Source organism: Streptomyces sp. NPDC029041, from assembly GCF_040637515.1.
GTDB lineage: Bacteria > Actinomycetota > Actinomycetes > Streptomycetales > Streptomycetaceae > Streptomyces.
This window is the reverse complement of record NZ_JBEZWO010000003.1, coordinates 376,610-403,326: the sequence shown is the minus strand read 5'-3', so window position 1 is coordinate 403,326 and position 26,717 is coordinate 376,610. Positions and strand designations below refer to the sequence as shown.

General features: G+C 72.4%; 26 protein-coding genes and 1 riboswitch. Of the genes, 12 read left to right on the top strand and 14 right to left on the bottom strand.

Translation table 11 applies throughout. The features are described 5' to 3' along the window. Nucleotides 1-57: 57 nt before the first annotated feature. Nucleotides 58-114 (bottom strand): trp operon leader peptide, encoded by a 57-nt coding sequence (locus AB0F04_RS09085; protein ID WP_078602827.1) that lies wholly within the window; start codon nucleotides 112-114, stop codon nucleotides 58-60. A 96-nt stretch (nucleotides 115-210) separates the two neighbouring features. On the opposite strand from AB0F04_RS09085, the gene AB0F04_RS09080 reads away from it, so the two are divergent. Together AB0F04_RS09080 and AB0F04_RS09075 are read left to right on the top strand one after the other, a co-directional pair. Continuing rightward, nucleotides 211-1,563, top strand: coding sequence for a class II 3-deoxy-7-phosphoheptulonate synthase (locus tag AB0F04_RS09080; RefSeq protein WP_362039375.1), 1,353 nt, complete (start codon nucleotides 211-213; stop codon nucleotides 1,561-1,563). Between the two features lie 149 nt (nucleotides 1,564-1,712). After that, on the top strand, nucleotides 1,713-1,946 hold the full coding sequence (locus AB0F04_RS09075) for a (2Fe-2S)-binding protein (protein ID WP_053671928.1): 234 nt from the start codon (nucleotides 1,713-1,715) through the stop codon (nucleotides 1,944-1,946). A 9-nt stretch (nucleotides 1,947-1,955) separates the two neighbouring features. Here the strand turns inward: AB0F04_RS09075 and bfr are convergent, their stop codons facing one another. Beyond that, nucleotides 1,956-2,432: a bacterioferritin gene (bfr, locus tag AB0F04_RS09070; protein WP_344457173.1), complete on the bottom strand. Its 477-nt coding sequence runs from the start codon at nucleotides 2,430-2,432 to the stop codon at nucleotides 1,956-1,958. Between the two features lie 176 nt (nucleotides 2,433-2,608). Between bfr and AB0F04_RS09065 the strand changes: the two genes are divergently transcribed. Then, complete coding sequence (locus tag AB0F04_RS09065) at nucleotides 2,609-3,259, top strand: sulfite oxidase-like oxidoreductase (protein WP_362039373.1); 651 nt, start codon at nucleotides 2,609-2,611, stop codon at nucleotides 3,257-3,259. 4 nt (nucleotides 3,260-3,263) lie between these two features. Here the strand turns inward: AB0F04_RS09065 and AB0F04_RS09060 are convergent, their stop codons facing one another. From AB0F04_RS09060 to thiO, 5 genes are all read right to left on the bottom strand, one after another. Continuing rightward, the gene (locus tag AB0F04_RS09060; protein WP_362039370.1) at nucleotides 3,264-4,142 is read right to left on the bottom strand and encodes a deoxyribonuclease IV; all 879 of its coding nucleotides are present in this window, start codon (nucleotides 4,140-4,142) and stop codon (nucleotides 3,264-3,266) included. Nucleotides 4,143-4,200: 58 nt separating this feature from the next. After that, on the bottom strand, nucleotides 4,201-6,135 hold the full coding sequence (pknB, locus tag AB0F04_RS09055; RefSeq protein ID WP_362039367.1) for a Stk1 family PASTA domain-containing Ser/Thr kinase: 1,935 nt from the start codon (nucleotides 6,133-6,135) through the stop codon (nucleotides 4,201-4,203). A 107-nt stretch (nucleotides 6,136-6,242) separates the two neighbouring features. Continuing rightward, nucleotides 6,243-7,040, bottom strand: coding sequence for a thiazole synthase (locus tag AB0F04_RS09050; protein WP_362039365.1), 798 nt, complete (start codon nucleotides 7,038-7,040; stop codon nucleotides 6,243-6,245). Nucleotides 7,041-7,042: 2 nt separating this feature from the next. After that, entirely contained in the window at nucleotides 7,043-7,243 is a 201-nt protein-coding gene (gene thiS, locus AB0F04_RS09045) for a sulfur carrier protein ThiS (protein WP_053671923.1), read from the bottom strand. Further along, the gene (gene thiO, locus AB0F04_RS09040; protein ID WP_362039363.1) at nucleotides 7,240-8,424 is read right to left on the bottom strand and encodes a glycine oxidase ThiO; all 1,185 of its coding nucleotides are present in this window, start codon (nucleotides 8,422-8,424) and stop codon (nucleotides 7,240-7,242) included. Before thiO ends, thiS begins: the two co-directional genes overlap by 4 nt. Next, a riboswitch (TPP riboswitch) is annotated at nucleotides 8,422-8,533 on the bottom strand. Its footprint overlaps the gene before it by 3 nt. Before the next feature lie 52 nt (nucleotides 8,534-8,585). On the opposite strand from thiO, the gene AB0F04_RS09035 reads away from it, so the two are divergent. The 6 genes from AB0F04_RS09035 (at nucleotide 8,586) to AB0F04_RS09010 (ending at nucleotide 13,644) form a co-directional block, all read left to right on the top strand. Next, the gene (locus tag AB0F04_RS09035; protein ID WP_362039361.1) at nucleotides 8,586-8,936 is read left to right on the top strand and encodes a hypothetical protein; all 351 of its coding nucleotides are present in this window, start codon (nucleotides 8,586-8,588) and stop codon (nucleotides 8,934-8,936) included. Nucleotides 8,937-8,968: 32 nt separating this feature from the next. Beyond that, nucleotides 8,969-10,210, top strand: a complete 1,242-nt coding sequence (locus tag AB0F04_RS09030; protein ID WP_362039359.1) for an FAD-dependent oxidoreductase — start codon at nucleotides 8,969-8,971, stop codon at nucleotides 10,208-10,210. Between the two features lie 110 nt (nucleotides 10,211-10,320). Beyond that, on the top strand, nucleotides 10,321-10,686 hold the full coding sequence (locus AB0F04_RS09025; RefSeq protein ID WP_086855209.1) for an Rv2175c family DNA-binding protein: 366 nt from the start codon (nucleotides 10,321-10,323) through the stop codon (nucleotides 10,684-10,686). A gap of 284 nt (nucleotides 10,687-10,970) precedes the next feature. Then, nucleotides 10,971-11,630, top strand: a complete 660-nt coding sequence (thiE, locus tag AB0F04_RS09020) for a thiamine phosphate synthase (protein WP_362039357.1) — start codon at nucleotides 10,971-10,973, stop codon at nucleotides 11,628-11,630. Nucleotides 11,631-11,728: 98 nt separating this feature from the next. Then, nucleotides 11,729-12,652 (top strand): methylenetetrahydrofolate reductase [NAD(P)H], encoded by a 924-nt coding sequence (gene metF / locus AB0F04_RS09015; protein WP_362039355.1) that lies wholly within the window; start codon nucleotides 11,729-11,731, stop codon nucleotides 12,650-12,652. Nucleotides 12,653-12,708: 56 nt separating this feature from the next. Further along, the gene (locus AB0F04_RS09010; RefSeq protein WP_362039353.1) at nucleotides 12,709-13,644 is read left to right on the top strand and encodes a hypothetical protein; all 936 of its coding nucleotides are present in this window, start codon (nucleotides 12,709-12,711) and stop codon (nucleotides 13,642-13,644) included. A 26-nt stretch (nucleotides 13,645-13,670) separates the two neighbouring features. On the opposite strand, the gene AB0F04_RS09005 is transcribed toward AB0F04_RS09010, so the two are convergent. From AB0F04_RS09005 to AB0F04_RS08990, 4 genes are all read right to left on the bottom strand, one after another. Next, entirely contained in the window at nucleotides 13,671-15,161 is a 1,491-nt protein-coding gene (locus AB0F04_RS09005) for an NAD(P)/FAD-dependent oxidoreductase (RefSeq protein WP_362039351.1), read from the bottom strand. Between the two features lie 488 nt (nucleotides 15,162-15,649). After that, the gene (locus AB0F04_RS09000) at nucleotides 15,650-16,279 is read right to left on the bottom strand and encodes a TetR/AcrR family transcriptional regulator (RefSeq protein ID WP_362039349.1); all 630 of its coding nucleotides are present in this window, start codon (nucleotides 16,277-16,279) and stop codon (nucleotides 15,650-15,652) included. A 47-nt stretch (nucleotides 16,280-16,326) separates the two neighbouring features. Then, the gene (locus tag AB0F04_RS08995; protein ID WP_362039347.1) at nucleotides 16,327-18,411 is read right to left on the bottom strand and encodes a YhgE/Pip domain-containing protein; all 2,085 of its coding nucleotides are present in this window, start codon (nucleotides 18,409-18,411) and stop codon (nucleotides 16,327-16,329) included. Further along, nucleotides 18,383-19,264, bottom strand: coding sequence for an ATP-binding cassette domain-containing protein (locus AB0F04_RS08990; protein ID WP_362039345.1), 882 nt, complete (start codon nucleotides 19,262-19,264; stop codon nucleotides 18,383-18,385). Before AB0F04_RS08990 ends, AB0F04_RS08995 begins: the two co-directional genes overlap by 29 nt. Nucleotides 19,265-19,432: 168 nt before the next feature. On the opposite strand from AB0F04_RS08990, the gene AB0F04_RS08985 reads away from it, so the two are divergent. The 3 genes from AB0F04_RS08985 (at nucleotide 19,433) to AB0F04_RS08975 (ending at nucleotide 21,667) form a co-directional block, all read left to right on the top strand. Further along, nucleotides 19,433-19,996, top strand: a complete 564-nt coding sequence (locus AB0F04_RS08985; protein WP_362039343.1) for an SAV_6107 family HEPN domain-containing protein — start codon at nucleotides 19,433-19,435, stop codon at nucleotides 19,994-19,996. A 178-nt stretch (nucleotides 19,997-20,174) separates the two neighbouring features. Continuing rightward, a complete protein-coding gene (locus tag AB0F04_RS08980) occupies nucleotides 20,175-20,990 on the top strand; it encodes a methyltransferase (protein WP_362039341.1) in 816 nt (271 codons plus the stop codon). Nucleotides 20,991-21,268: 278 nt separating this feature from the next. Next, nucleotides 21,269-21,667, top strand: coding sequence for a DUF3040 domain-containing protein (locus tag AB0F04_RS08975; protein WP_053671909.1), 399 nt, complete (start codon nucleotides 21,269-21,271; stop codon nucleotides 21,665-21,667). Nucleotides 21,668-21,910: 243 nt separating this feature from the next. Here AB0F04_RS08975 and AB0F04_RS08970 read toward each other — a convergent pair whose 3' ends face one another. From AB0F04_RS08970 to AB0F04_RS08960, 3 genes are read right to left on the bottom strand one after another with little or no spacing between them, the layout of a single operon-like run. Next, entirely contained in the window at nucleotides 21,911-24,304 is a 2,394-nt protein-coding gene (locus AB0F04_RS08970) for a DUF3488 and transglutaminase-like domain-containing protein (RefSeq protein ID WP_362039338.1), read from the bottom strand. Continuing rightward, nucleotides 24,304-25,665 (bottom strand): DUF58 domain-containing protein, encoded by a 1,362-nt coding sequence (locus tag AB0F04_RS08965; RefSeq protein WP_362039336.1) that lies wholly within the window; start codon nucleotides 25,663-25,665, stop codon nucleotides 24,304-24,306. The genes AB0F04_RS08970 and AB0F04_RS08965 overlap by 1 nt, the downstream gene beginning before the upstream one ends. Further along, on the bottom strand, nucleotides 25,665-26,681 hold the full coding sequence (locus AB0F04_RS08960) for a MoxR family ATPase (protein WP_078956077.1): 1,017 nt from the start codon (nucleotides 26,679-26,681) through the stop codon (nucleotides 25,665-25,667). Before AB0F04_RS08960 ends, AB0F04_RS08965 begins: the two co-directional genes overlap by 1 nt. Between the last annotated feature and the right edge of the window lie 36 nt (nucleotides 26,682-26,717).

The following is a 26,717-nucleotide window of genomic DNA, read 5'->3' as shown; positions in this document are numbered from 1 at the left end:
GGAAAACACCGAAGGCCGCCCCTCGGGCGGCCTTCGCGAAGTCGTGAGTACGCGCAGTCAGCGGGCCGCCGGATGAGCGGTCCACCACCAGGTCTGGATCGAGTGCGCGAACATGCGACGCACCCTACCCCATGTCCGAGGGGTGTTCGGGGTGTCTCACTGACTGGGCATGGCTCAGGACGCCCGACATGACCCCGTAGTGTTGGTGAGGTGACCGTGAACGCTAAGACCAGCGCGAGTGCTGGCAACACCTGGCGAAACCTGCCCGCGGCGCAGCAGCCCGAGTACCCCGACACCGAGGCTCTGCGCGCAGTCGTTGCGGAGCTCGAGTCGTATCCGCCGCTCGTCTTCGCGGGCGAGTGCGACCAGCTGCGCGCCCGGATGGCGGCCGTCGCCAAGGGAGAGGCGTTCCTCCTCCAGGGCGGCGACTGCGCCGAGGCCTTCGACGCGGTGTCCGCCGACCACATCCGCAACAAGCTGAAGACGCTGCTCCAGATGGGCGCCGTGCTCACGTACGCCGCGTCGGTGCCCGTCGTGAAGGTCGGCCGGATCGCCGGCCAGTACTCCAAGCCGCGCTCCAAGCCGACCGAGACCCGCGACGGCGTGACGCTGCCGACCTACCGGGGCGACTCCGTCAACGGCTTCGACTTCACCGAAGAGGCCCGCGTCCCGGACCCCGAGCGGCTGAAGCGGATGTACCACGCCTCCGCCTCCACGCTGAACCTGGTGCGCGCCTTCACCACCGGCGGCTACGCCGACCTGCGCCAGGTGCACGCCTGGAACCAGGACTTCGTGAAGTCGTCCCCCTCGGGACAGCGCTACGAGCAGCTGGCGCGCGAGATCGACAACGCGCTCAACTTCATGCACGCCTGCGGGACCGACCCGGAGGAGTTCAAGACGGTCGAGTTCTACGCCTCGCACGAGGCGCTGCTGCTCGACTACGAGTCCGCGCTGACCAGGGTCGACTCGCGCACCGGGCAGCTGTACGACGTCTCCGGGCACATGGTGTGGATCGGCGAGCGCACCCGGCAGCTCGACCACGCGCACATCGAGTTCGCCTCGAAGATCCGCAATCCGATCGGCATCAAGCTGGGGCCGACCACTACCGCCCAGGACGCGCTGCAGTACATCGAGCGCCTCGACCCCGAGCGGGAGCCGGGCCGGCTGACCTTCATCGTCCGTATGGGCGCCGACAAGGTCCGCGACAAGCTCCCCGAGCTGGTGGAGAAGGTCACCGCCTCCGGTGCGACCGTCGCCTGGGTGACCGACCCGATGCACGGCAACACCTTCGAGGCGGCCTCCGGGCACAAGACCCGCCGCTTCGACGACGTGCTCGACGAGGTCAAGGGCTTCTTCGAGGTCCACAAGGCCCTCGGCACCCACCCGGGCGGCATCCACGTGGAGCTCACCGGCGACGACGTCACGGAGTGCGTGGGCGGCGGCGACGAGATCTTCGTCGACGATCTGCACCAGCGCTACGAGACGGCCTGCGACCCGCGGCTCAACCGCAGCCAGTCGCTCGACCTGGCGTTCCTCGTGGCCGAGATGTACAGGGACCAGTAGCGCTTGCGCCTGTTACCCGGGCACGGACTGGGGCGCGGATCACACGATCCGCGCCCCACTCCACTTTTCCGCTCCCGACCCGACGGGTAAGGTTAGGTTAGCCTCACCGATCAACGGGGACGGCAGATCCGGGAACGACCCGTCGGGAGGTGAACCGCGTGTACGTCTGCAGTTGCTTCGGCATCACCGAGCAGCAGGTCAAGCAGCACGCGGACGGCGGCGCCTGCACCCCCCGACAGATAGCCTCCGCCTGCAAGGCGGGCACGGACTGCGGGTCCTGTGTGCGCCGCATCCAGGCGATCCTGGGCAGGGGCTCCTGCCCCCGCCGTGACCTGGCCGACCGGGGCGAGCCGGTGCTGTCGGAACTGGAAGACGCCGCCTGACGGCAGCCCTCAGCTCGGCTGCTCGATCTGCTGCGCGATGTACAGCGCCTCGCCGAGCTTGTCGATCAGCTCCAGCTGCGTGTCCAGATAGTCGATGTGGTGCTCCTCGTCCTCGAGGATGGACTCGAAGAGGTTCGCGGACGTGATGTCGCCCTTGCTGCGCATCACCTCGATACCGCGCCTGAGCCGGTCGATCGCCTCGACCTCGACCTGCCGGTCCGCCTGGAACATCTCGGTGACCGTCTGGCCGACCCGTACATGGAAGAGCCGCTGGTAGTTGGGCAGGCCGTCCAGCATGAGAATGCGCTCGGTGATCTTGTCCGCGTGTTTCATCTCGTCGATGGATTCTTCACGCGTGTACTTGGCGAGCTTGGTCCAGCCGTTGTTGTCCTGGATCCGGTAGTGCAGCCAGTACTGGTTGATCGCCGTCAGCTCGCCGGTCAACTGCTCGTTGAGGAATTCGAGGACCTCGGGGTCGCCCTGCATCGCAGAGGCTCCTTCCGCGCGGGGGGAACTGGCAGGTTGCGCCGCATGATTCCACTGAGGAAGAAGATCGTCCAGTAAGTCTGCACTTAGTAAGTAAGGGCATGCTTAGTCGAGTTTGTTCTGTTTCGGGGTGGCCTCGGTCAGGGGCACCGCCCGGGGTCTGTCAGGATGGAGTCATGGGTCAGCCGCTGGAACACGAATCGGGAGAAGGGCGCGATCCAGCAGGAGCGGCGCAGCCGGACCTGCCCCCGGGCCAGCGGCTGCAGCGCGGCTGGCCGGTCACGCACTACGGGCCCGTCCCCAAGTTCCGGCCGGAGCGCTGGGAATTCCGCGTCTTCGGCGCCACCGCCGGCGGTGGCAAGCACTGCTGGACGCACGAGGAGTTCACGGCCCTGCCCCACACCACCGTCGTGGCCGATCTGCACTGCGTCACGAAGTTCAGCATGCTGGGCGCCGAGTGGGGCGGCATTCCCGCCCGCACCCTCCTCGACCTCGCCCCGCCCGCGGACGACGTCACCCATGTGATGGTGTGGGCCGAATACGGATTCAGCTCCAACCTCCGGCTGTCCGACTTCGCCGACGAGCAGGTCCTGTTCGCCACCCACAAGGACGGCGAGCTGCTCACCGCCGAGCACGGCTTCCCGCTGCGCCTGATCGTCCCCCACCTCTACGCCTGGAAGGGCCCCAAGTGGGTGCGCGGTGTGGAGTACATGACCGCCGACCGGCGGGGCTTCTGGGAGGAGCGCGGCTACCACAACATCGGCGACCCCTGGCGGGAGCAGCGCTACTCGTACCAGGAACTGCCGGGGGACGGCCCCGACCTCTGAGGCGTCAGCCGTCGCGCAGCTTCTTCAGCCGCTCCACGTCGGCCGCGTGCCCCTGCTTGCCGCCCGGCGTCTCGATGATCAGCGGCACGCCCGCGGTCGCGGGGTGCGTCATCAGCGCCCGGAACGGGTCCTCGCCGATGTGGCCGACGCCGATGTTCTCGTGCCGGTCCTTGTGCGCGCCCACGACATCCTTGGAGTCGTTGGCGTGGATCAGCTTCAGCCGGCCCTCGCCGACCGTGTCCACCAGCAGATCCAGCGTCCGGTGCATCCCGTTCGGGCCGGTCAGGTCGTGCCCGGCGGCGTAGATGTGGCAGGTGTCCAGACACACGCCGAGCATCGGGTGGGCGTCCAGCGCCTCGAAGTACGGGCCGAAGTCCCACGTCCGTGAGCACAGCGAGGCGCCCTGGCCCGCCGTCGACTCCAGCAGCAGGAACGGGTCGTCGTCGTGGGTCAGCTCGTCCAGCAGCGGCAGCAGGTGCTCCCGTACCTGCTTCAGCGCCACCGACCGCTCCCGGCCGCCGGTCGCGCTGCCGGTGTGCACGACCACGCCCAGCGCCCCGATCTCCCGCCCGCGCCGCAGCGAGTGCCGCAGCGACTCCACCGACCGCTCCACGGTCGCCTCGGTGTGCGAGCCGAAGTTGATCAGGTAGGGGGCGTGCACGTACGCCGGGATCGACCCGTCCGCGCACGCCGCGCGGAACGCCTCGTCCTGCTTGGGGTTCCCGGCCGGCGTGGCCCAGCCGCGCGGGTTGGCGACGAAGACCTGGACGGTCTCGGCCTTCAGGTCACGGGCGTACGACAGGCCGACGGAGTGGAGCCCACCGGCCACGGGGACGTGGCCGCCCACCGGGTTGCGGGACGGGCCGGACAGCTGATTGTTCACCCGTTCAGGGTGTCATGCGTCCGGCCCTGCCCCGTCCGCGGGCCTCGGCCCGCCGGCCTCACCTGATCTCGATGGTGATCGTGGAGCCCTTGGGCGCGCTCTGACCACCCTCGACGGACTGGCTTTTGACCTCGTCGCCGAACAGGCCGAGCAGCCCGCGGTCCTCGTCGACCTCGAACCCGGCGCCTTCCAGGGCCCGCCGGGCGTCGTCGACGCTGTCGCCGACCACGTCCGGGACCTCGATCATCTCGGGGCCCTTCGACAGCGTCAGCGTCACCGTGTCGCCCTCGGCCGCCGTGCCGGACTTCGGCGTCTGCCGGACCACCTGGCCCTTGTCGTACTCGGAGGAGGTGACCCGCTCGGTGGCGATCTCCACCTTGAGGCCGGCCTCCGTCAGCTCGGACCGCGCGTCGGCCTCGTCCGCGCCGGTGACGTCGGGGATGTCGATGGGGGCGCCCTTGCTGATGACCAGCGCCACGGCCGTGCCCGCTCGTACCTTCGTGCCGTCGGCCGGACTCGCGGAGACCACCGAGCCGCGCGGCACGTCCTCGCTGAACTTCCGGGTGACCATGCCCGGCTCCAGCCCGTCGTCCTTCAGCAGCTCACGCGCCTTGCCCAGCTTCTGTCCCGCGAGGGCCGGCACCCGTACGGTCTCGGGGCCGTCGGAGATGGTGATGCCCACCGAGTCGTTGCCGCGGATGCGCGTCCCGGCCTTCGGGTCGCTGCTGATGATCTGGCCGCGCTCCACGGTGTCGCTGTAGGCGTGCTCCACCTTGCCGAGTTCGAGGCCGGCGTCGCGCAGCCGGTCCTCGGCCTGCTCCTGGGTCTTCGTCAGCAGCGGCGGGACCTCGGTGAACTGGCCGGAGTTGATGTACCAGACGCCGACGCCGAGACCCAGCGCGAGCAGGACGGCGACGACGATCGCCGCCGGGCCGCGCAGCGGACCACGGCGGCGCCGGGACGGCGGGGGCGGCGGTGGGGAGGCCAAGCGGGTGGTGCGGTTGAGGGCGGGCCCGGAGGCCTCCTCGTCCGCGTCGACCGGCAGCGGGCGGGGCGTGGTCAGGGCGCGCGGGATCACGGTCGTCCGGTCGTCGCCGTTGTCGTGGTCCACCGCCAGCGCCTGCGGCGGCACCGCGTCCAGCTGCGCCTCGTCCAGCCGGCCCCGTCCGTCGCGGACCTGCGCGAGCAGCGCCACCGCGTCGTGCGGGCGCAGGGCCGGGGTGCGGGCCGTCGCCGAGGCCACCATCGCGTCCAGCTCGTACGCCATACCGGGCACGGCGGCCGAGGGCGGGGGCACGTCCTCGTGCAGGTGCTTGTAGAGGATCACGGCGGGGGAGTCCCCGTCGTGCGGCTTGTCGCCGGTCAGCATCTCGTACAGCATCACGCCGCACGCGTACACGTCGACACGGGGATCGGCCGTGCCGTCCTCTATCTGCTCCGGGGCGAGGTACGAGACCGTGCCGAGCACGGTGCCGGTGGTGTTCGTCACCGTGTCCACGGCCCGGACCAGGCCGAAGTCGGCGACCTTGACCCGGCCGTCGTCCCCTATCAGCACGTTCTCGGGCTTCATGTCGCGGTGCACGAACCCCGCGCGGTGCGCCGCGCCCAGGGCGGCCAGCACCGGCTCCAGGATGTCCAGGGCGGCACGCGGCTGCAGCGCCCCGCGCTCGCGCAGCACGTCCCGCAGGGTGCAGCCCGCGACGTACTCCATCGCCAGGTACACGTACGAGCCGTCGGTGCCCTGGTCGAAGACCTGCACCACGTTGGGATGGGCCAGCCGGGCCACCGACTTCGCCTCGCGGATGAACCGCTCGACGAACGAGGCGTCGACCGCGAGCGAGGGGTGCATCACCTTGAGAGCGAGGACCCGGTCGAGCCGGGTGTCCACGGCCCGGTAGACCGTGGCCATCCCGCCGACCGCGATCCGCGCGTCGATGCGGTACCGGCCGTCGAGCACCTGCCCGACCAAGGGGTCCTGAAGGGTCGTGTCCACGCAGGCGAGTGTACGAGCCATGACCGACAGCCCCGTCCCCGTGGCTGTTTCCGGGGCGGGACTGCAGCCGACCTGTGACGTCTGTCCGCCCCCAGCACAAGCGCGGGTCACTGAAAAGCAGGCCGCTCCGGATCGAGCACAGCCATACCCTCACCCGGCGAAGACGCCTGCGCGAAGTGCCGCCGCGGGATGCGCCCAGCTCGATACGCCAACCGCCCGGCTTCCACCCCGCTCCTCATGGCGGAAGCCATCAGCACGGGTTCCTGCGCCCGCGTCACGGCCGAGGCGAGCATCACGCCCGCACACCCCAGCTCCATCGCCAGCGCCGCGTCCGACGCCGTCCCCGCGCCCGCGTCCAGGATCACCGGCACGCGGGCCCGCTCGACGATCAGCTGGAAGTTGTGCGGGTTGCGGATGCCGAGCCCGGAGCCGATCGGCGAGCCGAGCGGCATGATCGCCGCGCAGCCCACGTCCTCCAGCTTCCGCGCGAGCACCGGATCGTCGTTGGTGTACGGCAGGACCGTGAAGCCGTCGTCGACCAGGGTCTCGGCCGCCTCCAGGGTCTCGATCGGGTCCGGCAGCAGCGTGCGCTCGTCGGCGATGACCTCCAGCTTGACCAGGTCCGTGCCGAGGGCCTCGCGCGCCAGGCGGGCGGTGAGGACGGCCTCCCCCGCGGTGAAGCAGCCCGCCGTGTTCGGCAGCACCCGGATGCCGAGTCTGTCCAGGACGGACAGCACCGAGCCGTGCACCGAGGCGTTCACCCGGCGCATGGCGACCGTCGTCAGCTCCGTCCCGGACGCGGCCAGCGACCGCTCCAGCACGTCGAGGCTGGGCGCGCCGCCCGTGCCCATGATCAGACGGGACGTGAACGACGTACCACCGAGGACGAACGGATCGTCGGCCATGGTCAGCCTCCCTGGACGGCGGTGAGGACTTCCACACGGTCCCCCTCGGACAGGGGGGTGGAGGGCCACTGGGTGCGCGGGACGACGGTTTCGTTGAGGGCGGCGGCCACGCCCGAGGGCGAGGCCGTGAGCGACCTCACGACGGTGTCCAGAGCCGTGCCGGGCCCGACGTCCCGGGGCTCGCCGTTGACGGAGATGTTCATGCGGGCTGCTCCGTGAGTGCGGTGGCGGGACTGAAGCGTTTCGGGGTGAACGGCCGTGCCTCCTCGGGGAGTTCACCCGTCGCCAGGACCTGGGCCAGGACGTCGCCGGTCACGGGGGTGAGCAGGACGCCGTTGCGGTAGTGCCCGGTGGCCAGCAGCAGCCCCTCCAGACCGGTCGGGCCGAGCAGGGGCGCGTTGTCGGGAGAGCCGGGCCGAAGGCCGGCCCGGGTCTCGGTCAGCGGCAGCTCGGTGATGCCGGGGACCAGTTCGTGCGCGTCCCGCAGCAGCTCGTACACGCCGCCCGCGGTCACGGTGGTGTCCCAGCCCAGCTCCTCGCTGGTGGCCCCGACGACCAGCTCGCCGCTCGCGCGCGGCACCAGGTAGACGTGGCTGCCGCGCACGACCGCGCGCACGGTCCGGCTCAGGAACGGCCCGTGCCGCTGCGGCATGGTCAGCCGCAGGACCTGGCCCTTCACCGGCCGCACGGGAGGCAGCACGTCCTCCGGGACGCCCGCGAGCCGCCCGCTGAGACTCCCCCCGGCGAGCACCACCTGCCCGGCGGCCGCCTCGGTCCCGTCGGCCAGGACGGCACCCGCGGCCCGGTCCCGGACGACGGCGAGCCGCTCTGCCCACGTACGGCGGAAGACCACGCCCGTCCGCTCGCAGGCGGCGACCAGCGCCCCGGCCAGCCGCCGCGGATCGATCTGGTGATCGCCGTCGACTCGCAGCCCCCCGCGCACGCCCGGCGCGAGCATCGGCTCCAGGCGCCGGCACTCGCGCCCCGACAGCCACTGCGACTCCAGCCCCGACTGCTGCTGCAGGGCGTGCAGTTCGCGCAGGTGGGCCCGGTCGTCGGCGTCCAGCGCCACGGCGAGCGTGCCGCAGCGGCGGTAGCCGAGGTCCCGGCCGGTCAGCTCGGTGAGCTCGGCGGCGAAGTCCGGGTAGCGCCGGGCGGAGGCGAGGTTCAGACCGAGCAGGGTCTGCTCGCCGTAGTGCAGTTCCGTGACGGCGGCCAGCATCCCGGCCGCGACCTGAGCGGCCCCGCCGCCCGGCTCGGGGTCCACGACGGCCGTGGCGAACCCCCGTTGCGCGGCCCGCCAGGCCGTGACCAGGCCGATGATCCCGCCCCCGATGACCAGGACGTCTGACGACACGGACGTGGATGTGGACGTAGGCGACATGGGCGTCCAGCCCCTCCCTTCGCCGGCATGACCCGGATCAGGTTCGTACGGTCGGAGGCCGCCAGCCTCCCTCTCAGCCCGGTGCGTCCGGGCTCCCGCGAGTGCTTTACGTTGGCCACCCTAGCCCGACGCCCTGTCCCGCAGTAAGGGAGCCTCAGTCCATGGCCCGATCCCTCGACGGTCTCGTCCTCGCCCCGGTCGCCGACCAGGCCCCGGGGCAGGTGGGCACCCGCACCCGGTTCACGTACCACGAGCGGCAGGGCGAGATCTGGGCCGAGTACACCGGTGGCGACGTCGTACGCGGGCACCTCGTGGGTACCCGGAAAGGTGACCGGCTGGACTTCCGGTACGTCCAGCTCAAGCAGGACGGCACCACGTCCTCCGGGCACTGCGTCTCCTCGGTCGTGGAGCTGCCCGACGGGCGGGTGCGGCTGGAGGAGACCTGGGAGTGGGAGTCCCAGCAGGGTGACGGCACGAGCGTTGTGGAGCAGGTCACGGCGCATGAGCACTGACTGACGAAACGTCAGGTGTCTATGGTGATCAGGTGAGCGAGCAGACGCAGGAACCAGGTTCGTCCGCGCCGCGGCGCGTCGTCGTGGCGGGCGCGGGCATGGCCGGGGTGCAGACCGCCGTAGCGCTGCGCGAGCAGGGCTTCACCGGTGACGTGATCCTCATCGGCGCCGAGCCCCACCAGCCCTACGACCGGCCCCCGTTGTCCAAGGCCGTCCTGCTCGGCAAGTCCGAGGGCTCCGCCTTCGACGTCGACTTCGAGGCCCTCGGCATCGAACTGCGGCTCGGCTGCGAGGTGCTGGGCCTGCGCCCCGCCGACCACGAGCTGGACACCGAGGACGGGCCCGTGCCGTACGACGTCCTGGTCGTCGCGACGGGCGCGGAACCCGTCCGGCTGCCCGGCACCGAGGGCGTGCCGGGCGTGCACCTGCTGCGCACCCTCGACGACGCCGAGCGGCTGCGGCCCGTGCTGGCCCGCCGGCACGACATCGTGGTCGTCGGCGCGGGCTGGATCGGCGCCGAGTTCGCCACCGCCGCGCGCGAGGCGGGCTGCGCGGTGACCGTCGTCGAAGCCGCGGAACGCCCGCTCGCCGGGGCGCTGCCCGCCGAGGTCGCCGCCCCCATGGCCGACTGGTACGCCGACGCGGGCGCCGACCTGCGGACACGCGCGCGCGTGGAGCGCGTCGAACCCGGCGTCGTCGTCCTCGACGACGGCTCGCGGCTGCCCGCGGGCGCGGTCGTCGTCGGCATCGGCGCCCGCCCCGCGACGGCCTGGCTGGCCGGTTCCGGGATCGGGCTGGGCCCGCACGGCGAGATCGTGGCCGACGAGCATCTGCGCACGGGCGAGCCGGATGTGTACGCGGTCGGCGACTGCGCCTCCTTCCCCTCGGGTCGCTACGGCGAGCGCCTGCTGATCCATCACTGGGACAACGCCCTCCAGGGGCCGCGCACGGTCGCCGTGAACATCGTCGGCCGGGCCACGGGGGAGACACCGGCGGTCTACGACCCGGTGCCGTACTTCTGGTCCGAGCAGTTCGGGCGGTTCGTCCAGTACGCCGGGCACCACGCGGCCGCGGACACCACCCTGTGGCGGGGCGAGACTTCCGGCCCGGCCTGGACCGTCTGCTGGCTGCGGGGCGAGCGGCTGGTCGCGCTGCTGGCGGTGGGCAGGCCCCGCGACCTGGCGCAGGGACGCCGCCTGATCGAGTCCGGCACGCCGATGAATCCGGTGCTGCTGGCCGATCCGGCCAGGCCCATGAAAGCGGCGACGGCGTAGGCGCCACCGCCTCGGTGGGGGCCGCCGGGCGGCGCTGACGGGCGCGGCGCGTCCGCCGGGCGGACCGGTCCGGCTTCCGACTGTCAGTGGCAAATGGCAGGCTTGTTTCCGTGACCGAGATTGACGCAAAGATCGATGCTCTCGTCCCCGCCTGGCTCACCCTCCCCGACATCGCCGAACAGCTCGGCGTCGAGGTGACGCGTGTGCGGCAGCTGGTCAAGGACGGCCAGCTCATCGCCGTACGCCGTGGTGAGAACCGCGCGCTGCACGTCCCTGCCGCCTTCATCGACGGGGACAAGGTCGTCAAGGGCCTGTCCGGGACCCTGACGCTCCTGCGGGACGACGGCTTCACGGACGAAGAGATGCTGGAGTGGCTCTTCACCCCGGACCCCAGCCTGCCCGGCACCCCCGCGCAGGCGCTCAGCGAGAATCGCGGCACGGAGGTGAAGCGCCGCGCCCAGGCGCTCGCGGTCTGACCCGGCCGCGACAGGACAACCGTCCGGCACAGTGCGAGCGGAGCCGGACCCGAACAACCGCCCGACGTGAGGGCCGTGACCCGAGGGGTCACGGCCCGGGGCCGGACACGCCCTGTGCTGGGCTGCGAACGTCAGCGTCGGGCCTAGGGGCAGGCGTAAGGTGCCCGAGGCGTCGGTGACGGGGCGGGTACGCCCCGCGCCGCCCGCCACGCGGGCCACGCACTCGGGCCCGCTCGACGCCGTGCACGCGCACCCGCACGCCACCGACACCCTGGGGGACACGCATGACCGGCACCGCCGCCGCCACCGCACGGGCCCAGCTCGCCGACGCCCGGGTCTACCTCTGCACCGACGCGCGCAAGCGGCAGGGCGACCTCGGTCAGTTCCTCGACGCCGTGCTGTCCGGCGGGGTCGACATCGTGCAGTTGCGGGACAAGGGCATGGAGGCCGCCGAGGAACTGGAGCACCTGGCCGTCTTCGCCGACGCCTGCGCCCGGCACGGCAAGCTGCTCGCGGTGAACGACCGTGCGGACGTCGCCCACGCCGCCGGCTCCGACGTCCTGCATCTCGGCCAGGGCGACCTCCCGGTCCCCGCCGCCCGTGCGCTGCTCGGCGACGACGTCCTGATCGGCCGTTCCACCCACGCCGAGTCCGAGGCGGAGGCGGCCGCGGTCCAGCAGGGTGTGGACTACTTCTGCACCGGTCCCTGCTGGCCGACGCCCACCAAGCCCGGCCGCCACGCACCCGGCCTGGACCTCGTCCGCCACACCGCCGCCCTCGGGACCGACCGCCCCTGGTTCGCCATCGGCGGCATCGACCTCGGCAATCTCGACCAGGTCCTGGAGGCGGGTGCCCGGCGCGTCGTCGTCGTCCGGGCGATCACCGAGGCGGAGGACCCCGGGGCCGCGGCGGCCGGGTTCGCGAAGCGGCTGCGGGAGGCGTAGTTCCGGCGGTTTGTCCAAGGGATGGACAACAAGTGGACAATTAGGGCAAAAGTCGGCCCCCGGTTGGGGGACCGACCGCCCCTGGCTAACCTGCCCGTATGGCCCTCGGCACCGCATCCATCAGGTCGGACCACGCCCGCACCGTCCGCGACATGCTCGCGGCCGGCAAGACGACGTACTCGTTCGAGTTCTACGCCCCCAAGACCCCGAAGGGCGAGCGGAACCTGTGGAACGCGCTGCGCCGGGTCGAGGCGGTGGCACCCGACTTCGTCTCCGTGACCTACGGAGCGGGCGGTTCCACCCGTGCGGGCACGGTCAAGGCGACCGAGGCGATCGCCTCCGACACCACCCTCACCCCGATCGCCCACCTCACCGCCGTCGACCACTCGGTGGCCGACCTGCGCAACATCATCGGCCAGTACGCCGACGCCGGGATCCGCAACATGCTCGCCCTGCGCGGGGACCCGCCCGGCGACCCGATGGGCGAATGGGTGCCGCACCCGCGCGGCCTGGCCTACGCCGCCGAACTCGTCGAACTGATCAAGGCCTCCGGCGACTTCTGCGTGGGCGTCGCCGCCTTCCCGGCGATGCACCCCCGCTCGTGCGACTGGGACACCGACGTCCGCCACTTCGTCGACAAGTGCCGGGCGGGTGCCGACTACGCCATCACGCAGATGTTCTTCCACCCCGAGGACTACCTCCGCCTGCGCGACCGGGTCTCGGCCGCCGGCTGCGACACCCCGATCATTCCCGAGGTCATGCCGATCGCGAGCGTGAAGACGCTGGAACGTATCGGATCCCTCACCAACGCCGCGTTCCCGGACGCCCTGAAAGAGCGGATCCTCACAGCAAAGGACGATCCCGCCGCTGTACGCTCCATTGGGATCGAATTCGCCACGGAGTTCTGTGCGCGGCTGCTCGCCGAGGGCGTGCCCGGCTTGCACTTCATCACGCTCAACAACTCCACCGCGACACTGGAGATCTACGAGAACCTGGGCCTGCACCACTCACCGCAGGCCTAGACCGTTCGCACCGGTATACGACACACTGCGTAGCGGCCACTGGGAGAGGGGCGTACATGGGCTGGGCGGTCCTCTACATCGCGTTCGGCATCGTCGCGCTGTGGCTGCTGGGCGAGGTGCTCCTGCAGTACAAGGCGCGACTGCGCTGGCGCCTGCTGGCCTTCGCCGGGTTCCTCGGTGTCGTCGTCGGCGTCCTGATCCCGTCGGTCGTCGTGATCGGACTGGGTGCGGCCGCCTTCGCGGTCGGGCAGACCTACGTCACGCTGTCGTTCCGCAGCGGCTTCGCGGCCGGCTGGGCGATGAACGCGCCCGCGCTGGGCGGCAGCAAGCGCCGCCGCGGTGAGCGCGGCCGCCAGGAGCCGACCCTGGAGGTTTCCGGCCTGGAGGCCGAGGGCGGCTACGACGACGAGGCGGGCGCCCAGCGCCGCGACCCCGCCCCCCACGGCCAGGACGACGACTACGACCGGGACGACGTCTTCACCCCCGCCCGGCCCATGCACCAGCCGGCGTCCGCCGAGACCACCGCCGTCTACGAGCCGCAGCCCATGCCCGAGGACTCCGGTTCCTACGGCGTCTACGACCAGGGGTACCAGTCGGGGGGACAGCAGTCCCACGACCAGTACGCCTCCCAGGCCGCAGACCAGTCCTACGCCTACGACTACTCCGGCTACGGCCAGCAGCAGGGCTACGACGCGACCGGGCAGCAGCAGTACGCCGCCTACTCCGACCCGTACATCGGCTCGTCGGCCCACGGCCAGGGCACCTACGACGGCACGTACGGCGACCAGCAGTACTACGGCCAGCAGACCTACGGCCAGGACCAGTACTCCGGCACCTACGGCGGCGACAGCCCGCCCGGCGGGGTCTGGGTCCCGCAGCAGCGCAACGCCGACGAGTACGGGCAGGAACTGCCGCCGGAGCAGCCGTACGGCTACCAGGGCGGTGGGCAGCAGCCGCAGGGCAACGGGTACGACGAGCAGTACCGTTTCTGAAGCCCGCGCCCTGCCCGGCGCTGTGCTCACTGCGAGCCGCGGAACTCCGGCCCCTCGACGATCAGTCCCGCCACCAGTGCACCCGACATGCCCGCGTGCGGCAGCCCGCCGCCGGGGTGAGCCCAGCCGCCCACGGTGAACAGGCCTGACACCCGTGTGCTGTTGGACGGGTGCAGCAGCCGTCCGCCGCCCGCAGCCAGGGCCGGCACGGGCACCGCGCCACCCTCCGCGCCCGTCGTGTCCGCGATGTCGGCCGGGGTGCGCACCTCGTGCCAGAGCAGGCGGTCGCGCAGACCCGGTACGGCGCGTTCGGCCACGCTGACCATGTGGTCGGCGAGGTCGCCGTGAGTCCGGCCGGCCTGCGCCGGCACCACCGTCGTGAGCGTGACCGCCTCGTGGTCCCCGGGAGCGGTGCGCGGGTCGTCGGGCCGCAGCACCGTGACCGTGGGACGGGGATCTCCGGCCCCCGCGCCGAACAGGGCGTCCAACTCGGCCCCGCGGTCCCGGGCGTGCACCACCGTGCGGTGGGCCGTGCCCTCCGGGCGGGCACCGCGCAGGGCCAGCAGGACGGTCAGCCGGGACGCCGCTGCCGGCTGTGGCGGCACCTCGCCGTCGCCCCGCACGACGGTGCCCTCCGTCAGCCGGGCCAGCGCGCCGGGCGCGACACCGGCCACCACGAAGTCCGCCTCCGCCACCGACCCGTCGGCCAGCTCCACCCCCGACGCCGCGCCGTCCTTCTCCAGCACACCGGTGACGTCGGCGCCGAAGTGGAATTCGACCCTCCGGGCCAGGCACCGCTCGTACACCGCCCGCGCCAGCTCGCGCAGACCACCGCGCACGTACCAGGTGCCGAAGGCGTGCTCCAGGTACGGCAGGACGGCCGCGCTCGCCGGGGTGACCCGGGGATCCAGGCCGTGGCCGAGGGCGTGACTTTCCAGGAGAGCCGCGAGCCGGGGGTCGCGCAGCTCCCAGGCGCCGATCTCGGCGAGTGTGCCGGCCCGGCGGGTGCGCAGCAGTCGCTTGTGGGGCACGGCCGGGTAGGGCTCGCGCTCGGCCAGCACCTGCCAGTTCGGCCACAGCGGCTCCTCCAGCAGGGGCCGGCGGGTCCGGTCCCAGGCCTCGCGGGCCCGGACCAGGAAGTCGCCCCAGCGCTTCCCCGCGCCCGCGCCGAGCCCCTCGTCCAGGGCGGCGACGACGCCCGCACGCGAGGCGTTCGGCAGCGAGACCTCGGTGCCGTCCGCGAACACGTGCCGGGCCGACGGGTCGACCTGGACCAGCTCGACACAGGACTCCAGCGGCTCCTTGCCGGTCTTGACGAACAGGTCGCGGTAGACGGCGGGCAGCGGCAGCAGGGCGGGGCCCGTGTCGAAGGAGAACCCGTCGCGCTCGAAGCGGCGCAGGGCTCCGCCGTAGGTGTCCGTCCGCTCGTACACCGCCACCCGGTGGCCCGCGACGGCCAGCCGGGCGGCGGCCGTCAGCGCGCCCATCCCGGCGCCGATCACCGCAATCCGTGCCATGCCAGGGACTTTATCGGCCCCCACCGACAGCCCGGTCGGCAGCACGTGCCGACCGGCCTGCGCGTACGGGCGCGGAGGCGGTCGTCATCACAGGGCGACACAGCGGTCTGGGTGCCAGTGCGCAGGACTGAGTACGGATACCTAGCCGGGGAGTTGAGTACGCGCGCGGATGGGGGACGACCTGCGCGGACGAGAGAGTGGAGACACGGAGAGGGGCACGGCTCCGGCACCGGCGACACGGGGCGCCGGAACGGAGCCGGCCCGCGATCCGCTCCTTCCGCCGGCGGTGTCGGCGGGAGCGAGACACGGGGGAGAACCGGGGGAACAGGAAGAAACCGGGGGACGACCGAACGGGGGTCCTGCGGGGGGGACGCACGGGGGAGCAGGAGAAGGAAAACGGGGGAGTGGGGAAGGCGCCGGTTCGAGGTGGCCCGCGGGGGACGCGGCCACACCGGACCGGCGCTTTCACATGTGCACGGGACGGTGGCTCAGCGGCAGCCGCTCACCCGGCCCTGGAGCAGCCGGGACAGTGCCGCGTGGACGTCGTCCAGGGAACGCTCCGGCTGGAAGGACTTCCAGTCCAGGGCCGCCACCAGGACCATGCCGACCAGGGCGGACGCCGTCAGCGAGACGTCGATCTCCTCGCTGAACTCCCCGGCCGCCACGCCGTCGCGCAGGACGTCCTCCACCACCGCGACGGCCTGCTGCCGGACCACCATCAGCGTCGACTGCCAGGCCCGGTTGGTGCGCCACAGCTCGGCGACGTACAGCTGGGTGAAGGCCGGGTAGCGGTCGATGAAGACCAGTCCCGCGCGGATCATCGCGTCCAGGGCGTCGACCTTGCCGCCGCCCTCCCGCGCGGTCCGCTCGGCCGCCTCCCGCAGGGAGGCGGTCAGCAGACCCACTCCGTGCCGCAGCAGTTCCTCGAAGAGGACGGACTTGCTCGCGAAGTTGTAGTAGACGGTGCCCTTCGCGACCCCGGCACGCTCGGCGATCTCGTCCACGGTCGTGGCGGAGAACCCCTGCTCGGCGATGAGCGTGACGGCCGCCTCGTAGAGCTTTTGCCGGGTGGCCTCGCGGCGCGTGCTGCCGCCCGACGCGGCACTGCTGCTTTCCATGGCCCCGATTGTCACAGGAACCTTTCCGGGGGAAGCGACGGCGGGGCTCACAGGCTCAGCTCCGGGTGCAGCCGGTCCAGCGTCCACACCTGGCGCCGGCGGGCCGCCACGGCGGTCAGCGCGAGGGCGCCCGCGGTGAACGCCGTCAGCACCACGCACGCGTGCCACACCGGTTCGAGTCCACCGCCGGTGATGAGCCGCCTGAGGGCCTCGACAACGTAGCTCATCGGGAGGAACGGGTGGAGCGCGTTGAAGAACCCGGGGCTCGTCTGCACGGGGTACGTGCCGCCGGCCGAGGTCAGCTGGAGCATCAGCAACGCCAGGACGAGGATCCGGCCCGCCGCCCCGAAGCGCGCGTTCAGCCACTGCACGATCGCCGCGAAACACGCGGTCACCAGGAACAGGAAGCCGACCGTCCCGGCCGCCCGGGACATCTCCAGGCCGACCGCCCAGTGCAGCACCGACATCAGCGCCACCGTCTGCAGCACCCCGATCGCCACCACCGGCAGCCAGCCCGACAGCGCGATCCGCCACGCCGGGGCGCCCGCGGCCAGCGCCCGCCGGTTCATGGGCGCGATCAGCATGTACGCCACCATCGCACCCACCCACAGGGACAGCGGGATGAAGTACGGCGCGAACCCGGTGCCGTAATTGGGCGCCTTGTGCAGGTCCTGGGAGGCGAGGCGGACGGGGTCGGCCATGACCTCGGTGCGCCGGTCGCGGTCCTGCTCGTCGTAGTCGGGGATCTTCTCCGCACCGTCGTGCAGGCCGCCGGCGAGCTTCCCGGAGCCGTCGACGAGCTTGAAGATGCCGCCGTTGAGATCGTCCGCGCCCGTCTTGAGTTTGCCGACGCCCTTGTCCAGGGTGACGGCCCCGGTCTTGGCCGTGCCGATGCCCTTGTGCAGCTTCTTCGCTCCGGAGGCCACCTCGGCCGCCCCGTCGTTCAGCGCGTTGATCTTCTTGACGGCGTCGGTGAGGTCCTCGGACAGGTGCGGTGCGCGGTTCGCGAGCGCCTGGGACTGCTTCTGGAGGGTGGCGAGGTTCTTGTCGAGCTTGTCGAGGTCACCGTCCTGGTCCGCGATCAGCGTGTTGAGGTCGTCCGCGATGGTGGTCACGTCGGCGGCCGCGTCCTTGGCCTTCTTCAGGTCGGAGCAGGCCGGGTCGGGCACGACCGGATCGTCGCAGCGCCGGGCGTGGACGTCGGTCAGCGTCCCGGAGGCCGCCCGGGCACCCTTGGCGGCGGTCGGGGCCGTCTTCACCAGGGTGTCCAGGTGCTTGCGGATCACCCCGGAGGAGTCGGCGACCAGCTGGGCGGTGTCACCGATGGTCTTCTCGTTGCCCTTCAGGAAGGGGCCGACCTTGTCGGCGGTGCCGTTGACCCGGTCGGCGAGCTTCTGCGTGCCCTGCGCGACCCGTTTCGAGCCGTCCTCCAGGTCGCCCGCGCCCGTGTGGAGCTTCCTGAGGCCGGTGGCGAGCTTGCCGCTGCCGCCCTTGGCGTCCTTCAAGCCGTCGGCGAGGTCTTTGGAGCCCTTCTCGGCCTTGCCGATGCCGCCGTTGAGCCGGTCGGCGCCCTGAGCCGCCTTCACGGTCTTGCCGTGGATGTCGGAGAACGACACGAAGATCTTGTCGAGGAAGGACCGGGACGTCTTCGTGGACGCCGCCTGCCGCACCTCGCTGAAGACCGTCCGGGAGATCTGCCCGACGATGTAGTTGTTCGCGTCGTTCGTGTGGACCTGGAGGGCGCCGGTCTCCGGGGTGTTCCCGGAGCTGGAGGCGATCCGTTCGCTGAAGTCGGCGGGCAGGGTGAGTGACAGGTAGTAACTGCCGTCCTCCAGGCCCCTGCGGGCCTCGGCGGCGCTCACCTCCTGCCAGTCGAAGGTCTTGCTGTCACGCAGGCCCTTCGTGATGTCGTCGCCCGCCGTGATCTTCTTCCCGTCGGCGGTCGCCCCCTTGTCGTCGTTCACGAGCGCGACCGGGATCCGGTCCAGACGGCCGTACGGGTCCCAGAACGACCACAGGTACAGCGCACCGTAGAGCAGCGGCAGCACCAGCAGCGCGACCAGCGCCGCGCGCGGCAGCTTCCCCCGCCCGAATCGGCGCAGCTCAAGCGCGGCCAGTTTCGGCGATCGCATCGGCCTTCTCCTCTCCCTGGTCCGCCTTCTCGGCGCCGTCCGCCCGGTCTGCCTTCTCGGCGCCGTCCGCCCGGTCTGCCTTCTCGCCGCCGTCCGCCCGGTCTGCCTCCTCGGTCCCGTCCGGGTGGGCGTCCCCGGGGTCCGGGGCTTCATGGCTCTGCGCGGTGGAGACCCTGACGGCACCCTCGGGTGCCTCGCTGCACACCGCCACGACCGTCGTCCCGGCGTCGGCCAGGGACCTGAGCAGGGCGTGGACCTCCTCCCGCTCACCGTCCGAGAGCTTGAGGTCGGCGTCGTCGACGCCGAGCAGCCGCGGCCCGCCGACCAGGGCGAGCGCGATCGACAACCGCAGCGCCTCCAGGCGCTCCAGGTCCCGTACGGCCGTGCGCGGCCCCTTGGGCAGGGACTCCACGTCGAGCCCGGCCGCCTCCAGCGCGGCGCCGACGCGCTGTTCGGCCTCGGCCGCCCGCTCGCGGCGGGGCCGCAGCAGTCCGCGCAGCGATGCGCCGAAGCGACGCTGGAGCAGTGCCCGTTCCCGCAGGTGTTCGCCGACGGTCAGCGCCGGGTCGAGGTCGGTGAGCCCCGGGACGTGCGCCAGCGCGCTGATGCCGCGCACGGCCGCCATCTGCTTCGGCAGCCTCGCGTCGCCCACGGCCGCCGTGCCCTCCGAGACCTTCATCCGCCCCGTCAGCGCGAGCAGCAGACACGTACGGCCGGACCCGGACGGGCCCTCGACCGCGACGAGCGCACCCGGCTCGGCGTCGACGGAGATCCCGCGGACCGCCCACCCCCGTGGCCCCTTGATCCCGAGGCCCTCGGCGGCGATCCGCACCCCTCCCGCCTGTTCCCCCACGAGTCTCCCCTGAAATTGAACTGACTGGTCAGTGCAAAAACTACTCCGAACCTACGAGCGAGGCAAAACAGCAGGTCAGATCGGATTGTCAGTGCCATACCTCACGATGGGTCACATACGGCACTCCGTGACCGGACGTGCCGTCACCCAGACGACAGGAGGTTCGTCATGGCCAGCTATCACGCAGCAGCCGCCCGCCGGCGCCGCGCCTCCGGCCCTGCCCCCTCACTGACCGGCCCGGCGAGCGACGTGCACCCCGTGCTCCGCCGGGCCACGGCCCCACCCGCCGCCCTCGACCTGCTCGCCCAGGCCCGCGCCAGCCTCGACGAGGCCACGTCCCTGGAGGCGCCGAACGAGCGCTACGCGCGAGCCCACCTCGCCGCTCTGCGCACCGCCGCGGCGGTGCTCGCCGCCCGGGGCCGCCCGGAGACCTCACCCCGGGCCCGGGCCAAGATCCGGAGCGCCTGGGAAGTGCTCCCCGAGATCGCACCCGAACTGACCGAGTGGAGCGCGCTGTTCGCCGCGGGCGCCAGGCGCCGCGCCCGCGCCGAGGCAGGCATCCAGGGCGCGGCCACCGGCCGGGACGCCGACGACCTGATACGCGACGTGGCGATGTTCCTGCGCCTCGTCGAGCGGATGCTGGTCCTCCAGCCGGTCCTCCCGCAGCCCCGCCAGGACCAGGACCAGCCGGCGGGCCCGGGCGCGGGGAGTGACATGCCGGACGCGGGCTGACCGCGGCCAGGGCTCGCCCGGCCCGTGGTGCATCCCGGGACCGGGGCGTCCGCACACCGCGGCCCAGGCAATAGGGTGGGGGGCGCCTGAAGTCCTCCCTCCCCCGGCCGGGGCCGGGGAGGACGCCCCGTTCGCGCCGCCGTGCAAGAGGCGGTGCCGCGCCGAGGAGTCAACTGCCGTGTCGGACCCGATGCGCCCCCGCGCCTCACTCCGTACCGCCGTGGTCTGGGAGGTCCTCCAGGACGCCCTCGATCGCCGGGTCAAGGCCGCGGGTCGGGAGTCGCTGGACGTCCTCGACACCGGAGGCGGCAGCGGAAACTTCGCGGTGCCCGTCGCCCGTCTCGGCCACCGGGTCACCGTCGTCGACCCCAGCCCGAACGCCCTGTTCGCCCTGGAGCGCCGGGCCGCCGAAGCCGGCGTGGCCGACCGGGTCACGGGTGTCCAGGGCGACGCCCACGGCCTCTTCGACGTGGCCGAGCGCGGTGGCTACGACGTGGTGCTGTGCCACGGCGTCCTGGAGTACGTGGACGATCCGGCCGAGGGCGTCCGCAACGCGGTGGCGGCCCTGCGCCCCGAGGGCGTCCTCAGCCTGCTCGCCGCCGGACTGGGCGGTGCCGTGCTGTCCCGCGCCCTCGCCGGGCACTTCAAGGAGGCCCGGCAGGCGCTCGACGACCCGAACGGACGATGGGGTGCGGGTGACCCCGTGCCGCGCCGCTTCACCACCGAGCAGCTCACGGGACTGGTCGAGGGAGCGGGCCTGCGCGTCGGTGCCGTGCACGGCGTGCGGATCTTCGCCGACCTCGTGCCCGGGGTCCTCGTGGACACCGAGCCCGGAGCCCTGGAAGCGCTGCTGAAGCTGGAGGAGGCCGCCGCCGAACTGTCCGCGTTCCACTCGGTGGCCACGCAGCTGCACGTCCTGGGCGAGACCGGTGGGGCCGCTGAAACCGGAGGGCCCGGTGGGACCGGCGAGACCGATGGGGCGGTCGAGGCCTGAGCCTCCTCCTGGGACACCACCGCTGATCAGCGCCTCGGCTGCGCATGGAGTACGCCACAGGCCCCCCGAATGGGGACGGCGCGCCGTATGATCGAGGGAGACCGTTCCGGCATGACGGGTCGGCCGCCGGGGAATGCAAGCCTCAGCGAGCCGGACGCCCATGGCGGGTTCCGGTTGGTCAATTGGCGCAGAGGGGCGGGTTTCACGGGGGCGATTCCCTGCCTATCCTGAAGGGACCCCCCGGGTCGCCCCGGCGACTGCACGATGAGGAGGACTCCGTGCCGCTCTCGGAGCACGAGCAGCGCATGCTCGAGCAAATGGAGCGAGCGCTGTACGCCGAAGATCCCAAGTTCGCGACAGCGCTTGAGGGAAGCGGGCTGCGCACGTACACCCGGCGACGGGTCTACCAGGCGGTCGCGGGCTTCCTCGTAGGTATCGCGCTCCTCATGGCTGGAATGGTCGCCAAGCAGGTGTGGCTCAGCGTCGTGGGCTTCCTTGTCATGCTGGGCTGTGCGGTGCTCGCCGTGACCGGCTGGCGCAAGGCCCCCAAGCCGGGTGAGCAGGCGTCCGGTGCCGCCGGACATCACGCCCGCTCACAGGGTCGGCAGCGCCGTTCGGTGATGGACCGCATCGAACAGCGCTGGCAGAAGCGCCGCGACGAACAGGGTGGCCATTAGCCCGCCACGCAGCCTCTCCAGGACCATGTGAACACGTAGGTCAGGGGGTGACCACCGACTCGGTGGTCACCCCCTGACGTTTGCGTGCATGCCGCCATGCGCCCGAAAGATGCCGGGCCACGGCCGGATCGGCGCGTCCCTGACGCGACAAGGCCGGCCGGCGCATCCGCACCGGCCGGCCCGGGCAGCGCCACCCCTGGCGCCGCTCCTCAGTCCTGCCGCATCCTGCGTCCTGCCATCGCCTCAGCCCTGCTGCCCCGAGGTCTTCCGCCACGTCGGCCGCAGCGCCACCGCCCGCTCCCGGACCCTCGTCCACCAGGCCGACGCCGCCCACACCACACGCGCGGTGGACCGCGGGGCCACCAGCGCGCGGAGCCTGGCCGCCCGGCCGGCCGCCGCGCCGAGTCCCGTCGCCGCACGGCGGACGTCCTCCGTGAGACCCGCCACCGGTCGCGGGTGCGGTGCGTACAGCACCTGCTCCACCGCGTTCGCCACCCGGTGCACCGAGGCCGCGGCCGCCGCGTCGAGATCGCCGAGGCGGACCATACGGGCGGCCGCCTTGCGCGGTGTCTGTGACTCGTCCGGCGTGATGCCGAAGTCCCACGCCGTGTCGGTCAGCTCCTGCCAGACGGCCAGGGTGTGCGGCGCCGTGTCGGCCTCGCCGCGGCCGTGCGCCCCGAGCCGTACCGACCGTGTCCGCAGCCGCCACAGCATCGGGGCCAGAGGGAGTGCGAGGACGGCGAGGCCGGCCAGGGCCCACACGAGGAACGCGTACCACTTCGGGCCGTCGTCGTCCGTGGGCAGCGCCGCCTGCGGCGATTCACTCGCGCAACCGCCGTCCAGCTTCTTCTGCTCCGGCGTGCAGGTCTCGCTCACCGAGGGTGCCGCGGAGGGCGCGGTCGACGCCGACTGGGAGGGACGCGAGGGGTCCGGCACCGAACTGCCGGGGTTGTCGGGCAGGGTGTAGGACGGAATCGAGCCGCGGTTCGGAGTCGGCTCGAAGCGGGTCCATCCCACGCCCTCGAAGTAGAGCTCGGGCCATGCGTGCGCGTCCCGCAGCCCCACCGACACCGAGCCGTCCGCCTGCGGGGAACCCGGCGCGAAGCCCACCGCCACCCGGGCCGGTATGCCCAGGGAACGGGCCATCGCCGCCATCGCGAAGGAGAAGTGCACGCAGAAGCCCTGCTTGTCCTTCAGGAAGCGGGCGATCGCCTGCGAGCCGCTGCCGACCTGCACCTGCGTGTCGTACTCGAAGCCGCCGGTCACGGCGAACCAGTCCTGCAGCTTGACCGCCTGGTCGTACGGGTCGGCCGCGCCCGCGGTGACCGTGCGGGCGGTGCGGGCCACCACCGACGGCAGCGAGTCGGGCAGTTTCGTGAAGGCGCGCTCGATGTCCGCGGGCGCCGGTCCGGCCGAGGCGAGCTGCTCCGCCGTCGGCTGTACGTCCAGGCTCTTGACCTGGTACGTCAGGCCGCGGGTGTTCTGCCCGTGGTCGCCGACCAGCGTCATGCCCTGCGGCTCGTAGCGCCAGTTGCCGCTGATGCGCACGCCGCTCGGCGGGTACGGCATGGGCAGCCAGTCCTGGGCGTACCAGCCGGCCGCCGTGATCGTGGTGTCGAACTCCGTGCGCTTGACGTCCGGGCTGAGCCCGACCGGGTCGGGGAAGGCGCCGTCGGGGACGGCGGTGATGGACCGCCGGGACGGCTTCCACGTGGTGCCGTCGAAGTCGTCCAGGGACACGATCCGCAGATACAGGTCCGAGAGGTCCGGCGACTTGGTCCGCACGGACAGGACCTGCTGGTCCTCGTCCGCGTTCAGGCTGTCCCGCAGCGACACCAGCGGGTTCACGGCGGAGATCGTGCCCCCGCCGCCGGATCCGCCGCCCGCGCCCGCTCCCACGGTGTCCAGCAGACCGCCGTTCATCGCGGGCAGGCCGAGCGGCACCACCAGGGCGATGCCCAGCGCGACCACGCCGATGCGCCGGCCGGTGCGGACCGGGGCGAGGGCGCCGCTCGGCTCCCCGCCCGCCGTGCGGGCGGCACCGCCGAAGACCCGTCCCCACTGCGAGAGCCGGTCCCGCCCCTCGGCCAGCAGCAGCATCAGATAACCGGCCGCCGCCACCAGGAACCACAGCCAGTCCGCGTCCCCGTCAGACAGCCCCGCCGCCACGGAGTACAGGGCGAGCAGGGGCAGACCGGCCGGAGCGGCGCTGCGGAAGGTCACCGCGAGGGTGTCCACCAGCAGCCCGATGATCAGTACCCCGCCCAGCAGCATCAGCCGTATGCCGTCGGACTCCAGGGGCGCCGGTATCGCGTACCGCGCGATGTCGTCACCGCCCTGCTGGAGCAGAACCGCGAAGCGGTCGACAGCCTGCGGTCCCGGGATCAGGCCGGCCAGGGCCTGCTCACGCGCGAACACGAAGGTCAGCAGCAGCACGGTGACCACGGCCTGTGCCGCCACCGTCACCGGCCGGGCCAGCGGCACCCGGCGGGCAGCGGCTCCCACGCCGGACTGCAGCGCCAGCAGGAAAGCCGCCTGCACGATCCACGTGGCCGGCCGGACGAGGGGCAGCAGGGCGCACGCGGCCATCAGCGTGGCCGCCCAGGCGCCCAGCGTCAGTCGTACCCGCCCGCTCATCACGGTCCCTCCCCGCCGCTCGTGGCGGCCACGCCCCTGCGCTCCCGGTCCGCCAGCCGCCACAGCTCGTCCATGGCGGCACCCTGCGGCACGTGCAGGGCCGTCCAGCCCGCCTCGCGCAGCATGCGCAGCCGGTCTTCGCTCCTGTCCGACGGGCCGGGCACATCGCTCGGTTCCCGCCCCCAGGTGTCGCTGTCCAGCACGAAGGCGACCGCCCCCGGGCTGCGCTGTCGCATCCGCCCCAGCACGGCCGCCTGCTCCTCGTCCAAGTCGCCGAGGAAGGCCACCAGCAGCCCCTCGTTCCCGCTGCGCAGCACGTCGTAGGCCCGGGACAGGCCCGCGCCGTCGGAATGGTCGATCACCGCGAGGGTGTCCATCATCAGCCCGGCCGCGTCCGCCGACCCCTGGATGGCGCCCGCGAAGCCGTCACCGCCCTCGCCGGGCACCGCGTCGCCGGTGTCCGTCAGCAGCCGTACCGAATAGCCGCGTTCGAGCATGTGCACCAGCACCGAGGCGGCGCCCGACACGGCCCACTCGAAGGGCGAGTCCGGCCCCGCGCCCTGGTAGGCGATGCCGCGGGTGTCCAGCAGTACCGTGCAGCGGGCGCGCTGCGGCTGCTCCTCGCGGCGCACCATCAGCTCGCCGTGGCGGGCGGTGGAACGCCAGTGCACGCGCCGCAGGTCGTCGCCGTAGCGGTAGCCACGCGGGATGACGTCGTCCTCGCCGGCCAGGGCGAGCGAACGCTGCCGTCCGTCGCCGTAGCCCTGCGCCTCGCCGCCCAGACGCACCGGCGCCAGCGGCTCCACGCGCGGGATGACCGTGAGGGTGTCGTGCGTCGAGAAGGAGCGGGTCAGCTCGCACATGCCGAACGGGTCGGTCAGGCGCAGCTGGAGCGGGCCCAGCGGGTAGCGGCCGCGCAGGTCGGAGCGCACCCGGTAGGACACCTCGCGCCGGCCGCCCGCCTCCACCCGGTCGAGCACGAAACGGGGCCGCGGCCCGAGCACGTACGGCACCTTGTCCTGGAGCATCAGCAGGCCCGTGGGCAGTCGCGAGACGTTGTCCATCCGCAGGTGGACCCGTGCCTCGCTGCCCGCGGGCACGCGGGCGGGGGAGAGCCGGCGGCTGCCCGCGACCCGGTAGCGCGTGCGGTACAGCACCGCCGCGCACACCAGCGGCAGGACCGCCAGCAGCAGCCCCACGCGCAGCAGGTCGGCCTGTCCGAGCACGTAACTGCAGATCGCGGCCGCGACACCGGCGGCCAGGAACGAGCGTCCGCGGGTGGTCAGACCGGCCAGAGCGGTGCGGACGCCGCCCTTCTCGCCCCGGTCGGCTTCCGCGCGGCCCGCCCCCGCGGTCGACATCACAGCCTCCGCGGCGGCTGCTGGGGATACGCCGGGGCCGTACGGCCCAGGCCGCCGAAACCGCTCTGCTGCTGCGGCCCCGCCGGCACCGGGGTGCGCTGCAGGATCTCCTCGACGACCTGCTCGGCGGTGCGCCGGTTGAGCTGGGCCTGGGCGGTGGGCAGCAGGCGGTGGGCCAGGACGGCGACGGCGAGGGCCTGCACGTCGTCCGGCAGCGCGTACTCCCGGCCGCTGAGGGCCGCGGACGCCTTCGCCGCGCGCAGCAGGTGCAGCGTCGCGCGCGGGGAGGCGCCGAGTCTCAGGTCGGGGTGGGTGCGCGTGGCGCCGACCAGGTCGACGGCGTAGCGCCGGACCGGCTCGGCGACGTGCACCCCGCGCACCGCCTCGATGAGCTTGAGGATCTCGTCCGCGTGGGCCACGGGCTGGAGGTCCTGCAGCGGCGAGACACCGCCGTGCACGTCCAGCATCTGCAGCTCGGCCTCCGCGCTCGGGTAGCCGACGGAGACCCGGGCCATGAAGCGGTCGCGCTGGGCCTCCGGCAGCGGGTAGGTGCCCTCCATCTCGACCGGGTTCTGCGTCGCCACCACCATGAAGGGGCTGGGCAGCTCATAGGTCTTGCCGTCGATGGTGACCTGGCGCTCCTCCATCGACTCCAGGAGCGCGGACTGCGTCTTGGGCGAGGCGCGGTTGATCTCGTCGCCGATCACCACCTGCGCGAAGATCGCGCCCGGCTTGAACTCGAAGTCACGGCGCTGCTGGTCCCATATGGACACGCCGGTGATGTCCGACGGCAGCAGGTCCGGCGTGAACTGGATGCGCCGCACCGAGCAGTCGATGGACCGCGCCAGCGCCTTGGCCAGCATCGTCTTGCCGACACCCGGGACGTCCTCGATCAGTAGATGTCCCTCGGCGAGCAGCACGGTCAGCGAGAGCCGTACGACCTCGGGCTTGCCCTCGATCACGCCTTCCACCGACTGCCGCACGCGCTCCACCACGGCGGTCAGATCGTCCCCCACCCGCGAGAAATCCCGGGCTGGGGGACCCCCATGGCT

What these genes read in the sequence shown, in the direction of transcription:
- AB0F04_RS09010 (WP_362039353.1), top strand. Translation starts at nt 12,709, where the DNA reads ATGGGCTGGGCGGTCCTCTACATCGCGTTCGGCATCGTCGCGCTGTGG.
- AB0F04_RS08995 (WP_362039347.1), bottom strand. Translation starts at nt 18,411, where the DNA reads ATGCGATCGCCGAAACTGGCCGCGCTTGAGCTGCGCCGATTCGGGCGG.
- AB0F04_RS09035 (WP_362039361.1), top strand. Translation starts at nt 8,586, where the DNA reads ATGGCCCGATCCCTCGACGGTCTCGTCCTCGCCCCGGTCGCCGACCAG.
- AB0F04_RS09065 (WP_362039373.1), top strand. Translation starts at nt 2,609, where the DNA reads ATGGGTCAGCCGCTGGAACACGAATCGGGAGAAGGGCGCGATCCAGCA.
- AB0F04_RS09005 (WP_362039351.1), bottom strand. Translation starts at nt 15,161, where the DNA reads ATGGCACGGATTGCGGTGATCGGCGCCGGGATGGGCGCGCTGACGGCC.
- metF (WP_362039355.1), top strand. Translation starts at nt 11,729, where the DNA reads ATGGCCCTCGGCACCGCATCCATCAGGTCGGACCACGCCCGCACCGTC.
- AB0F04_RS08965 (WP_362039336.1), bottom strand. Translation starts at nt 25,665, where the DNA reads ATGTCGACCGCGGGGGCGGGCCGCGCGGAAGCCGACCGGGGCGAGAAG.
- AB0F04_RS08985 (WP_362039343.1), top strand. Translation starts at nt 19,433, where the DNA reads ATGGCCAGCTATCACGCAGCAGCCGCCCGCCGGCGCCGCGCCTCCGGC.
- thiO (WP_362039363.1), bottom strand. Translation starts at nt 8,424, where the DNA reads ATGTCGCCTACGTCCACATCCACGTCCGTGTCGTCAGACGTCCTGGTC.
- AB0F04_RS09000 (WP_362039349.1), bottom strand. Translation starts at nt 16,279, where the DNA reads ATGGAAAGCAGCAGTGCCGCGTCGGGCGGCAGCACGCGCCGCGAGGCC.
- AB0F04_RS09050 (WP_362039365.1), bottom strand. Translation starts at nt 7,040, where the DNA reads ATGGCCGACGATCCGTTCGTCCTCGGTGGTACGTCGTTCACGTCCCGT.
- AB0F04_RS08970 (WP_362039338.1), bottom strand. Translation starts at nt 24,304, where the DNA reads ATGAGCGGGCGGGTACGACTGACGCTGGGCGCCTGGGCGGCCACGCTG.
- thiE (WP_362039357.1), top strand. Translation starts at nt 10,971, where the DNA reads ATGACCGGCACCGCCGCCGCCACCGCACGGGCCCAGCTCGCCGACGCC.
- bfr (WP_344457173.1), bottom strand. Translation starts at nt 2,432, where the DNA reads ATGCAGGGCGACCCCGAGGTCCTCGAATTCCTCAACGAGCAGTTGACC.
- thiS (WP_053671923.1), bottom strand. Translation starts at nt 7,243, where the DNA reads ATGAACATCTCCGTCAACGGCGAGCCCCGGGACGTCGGGCCCGGCACG.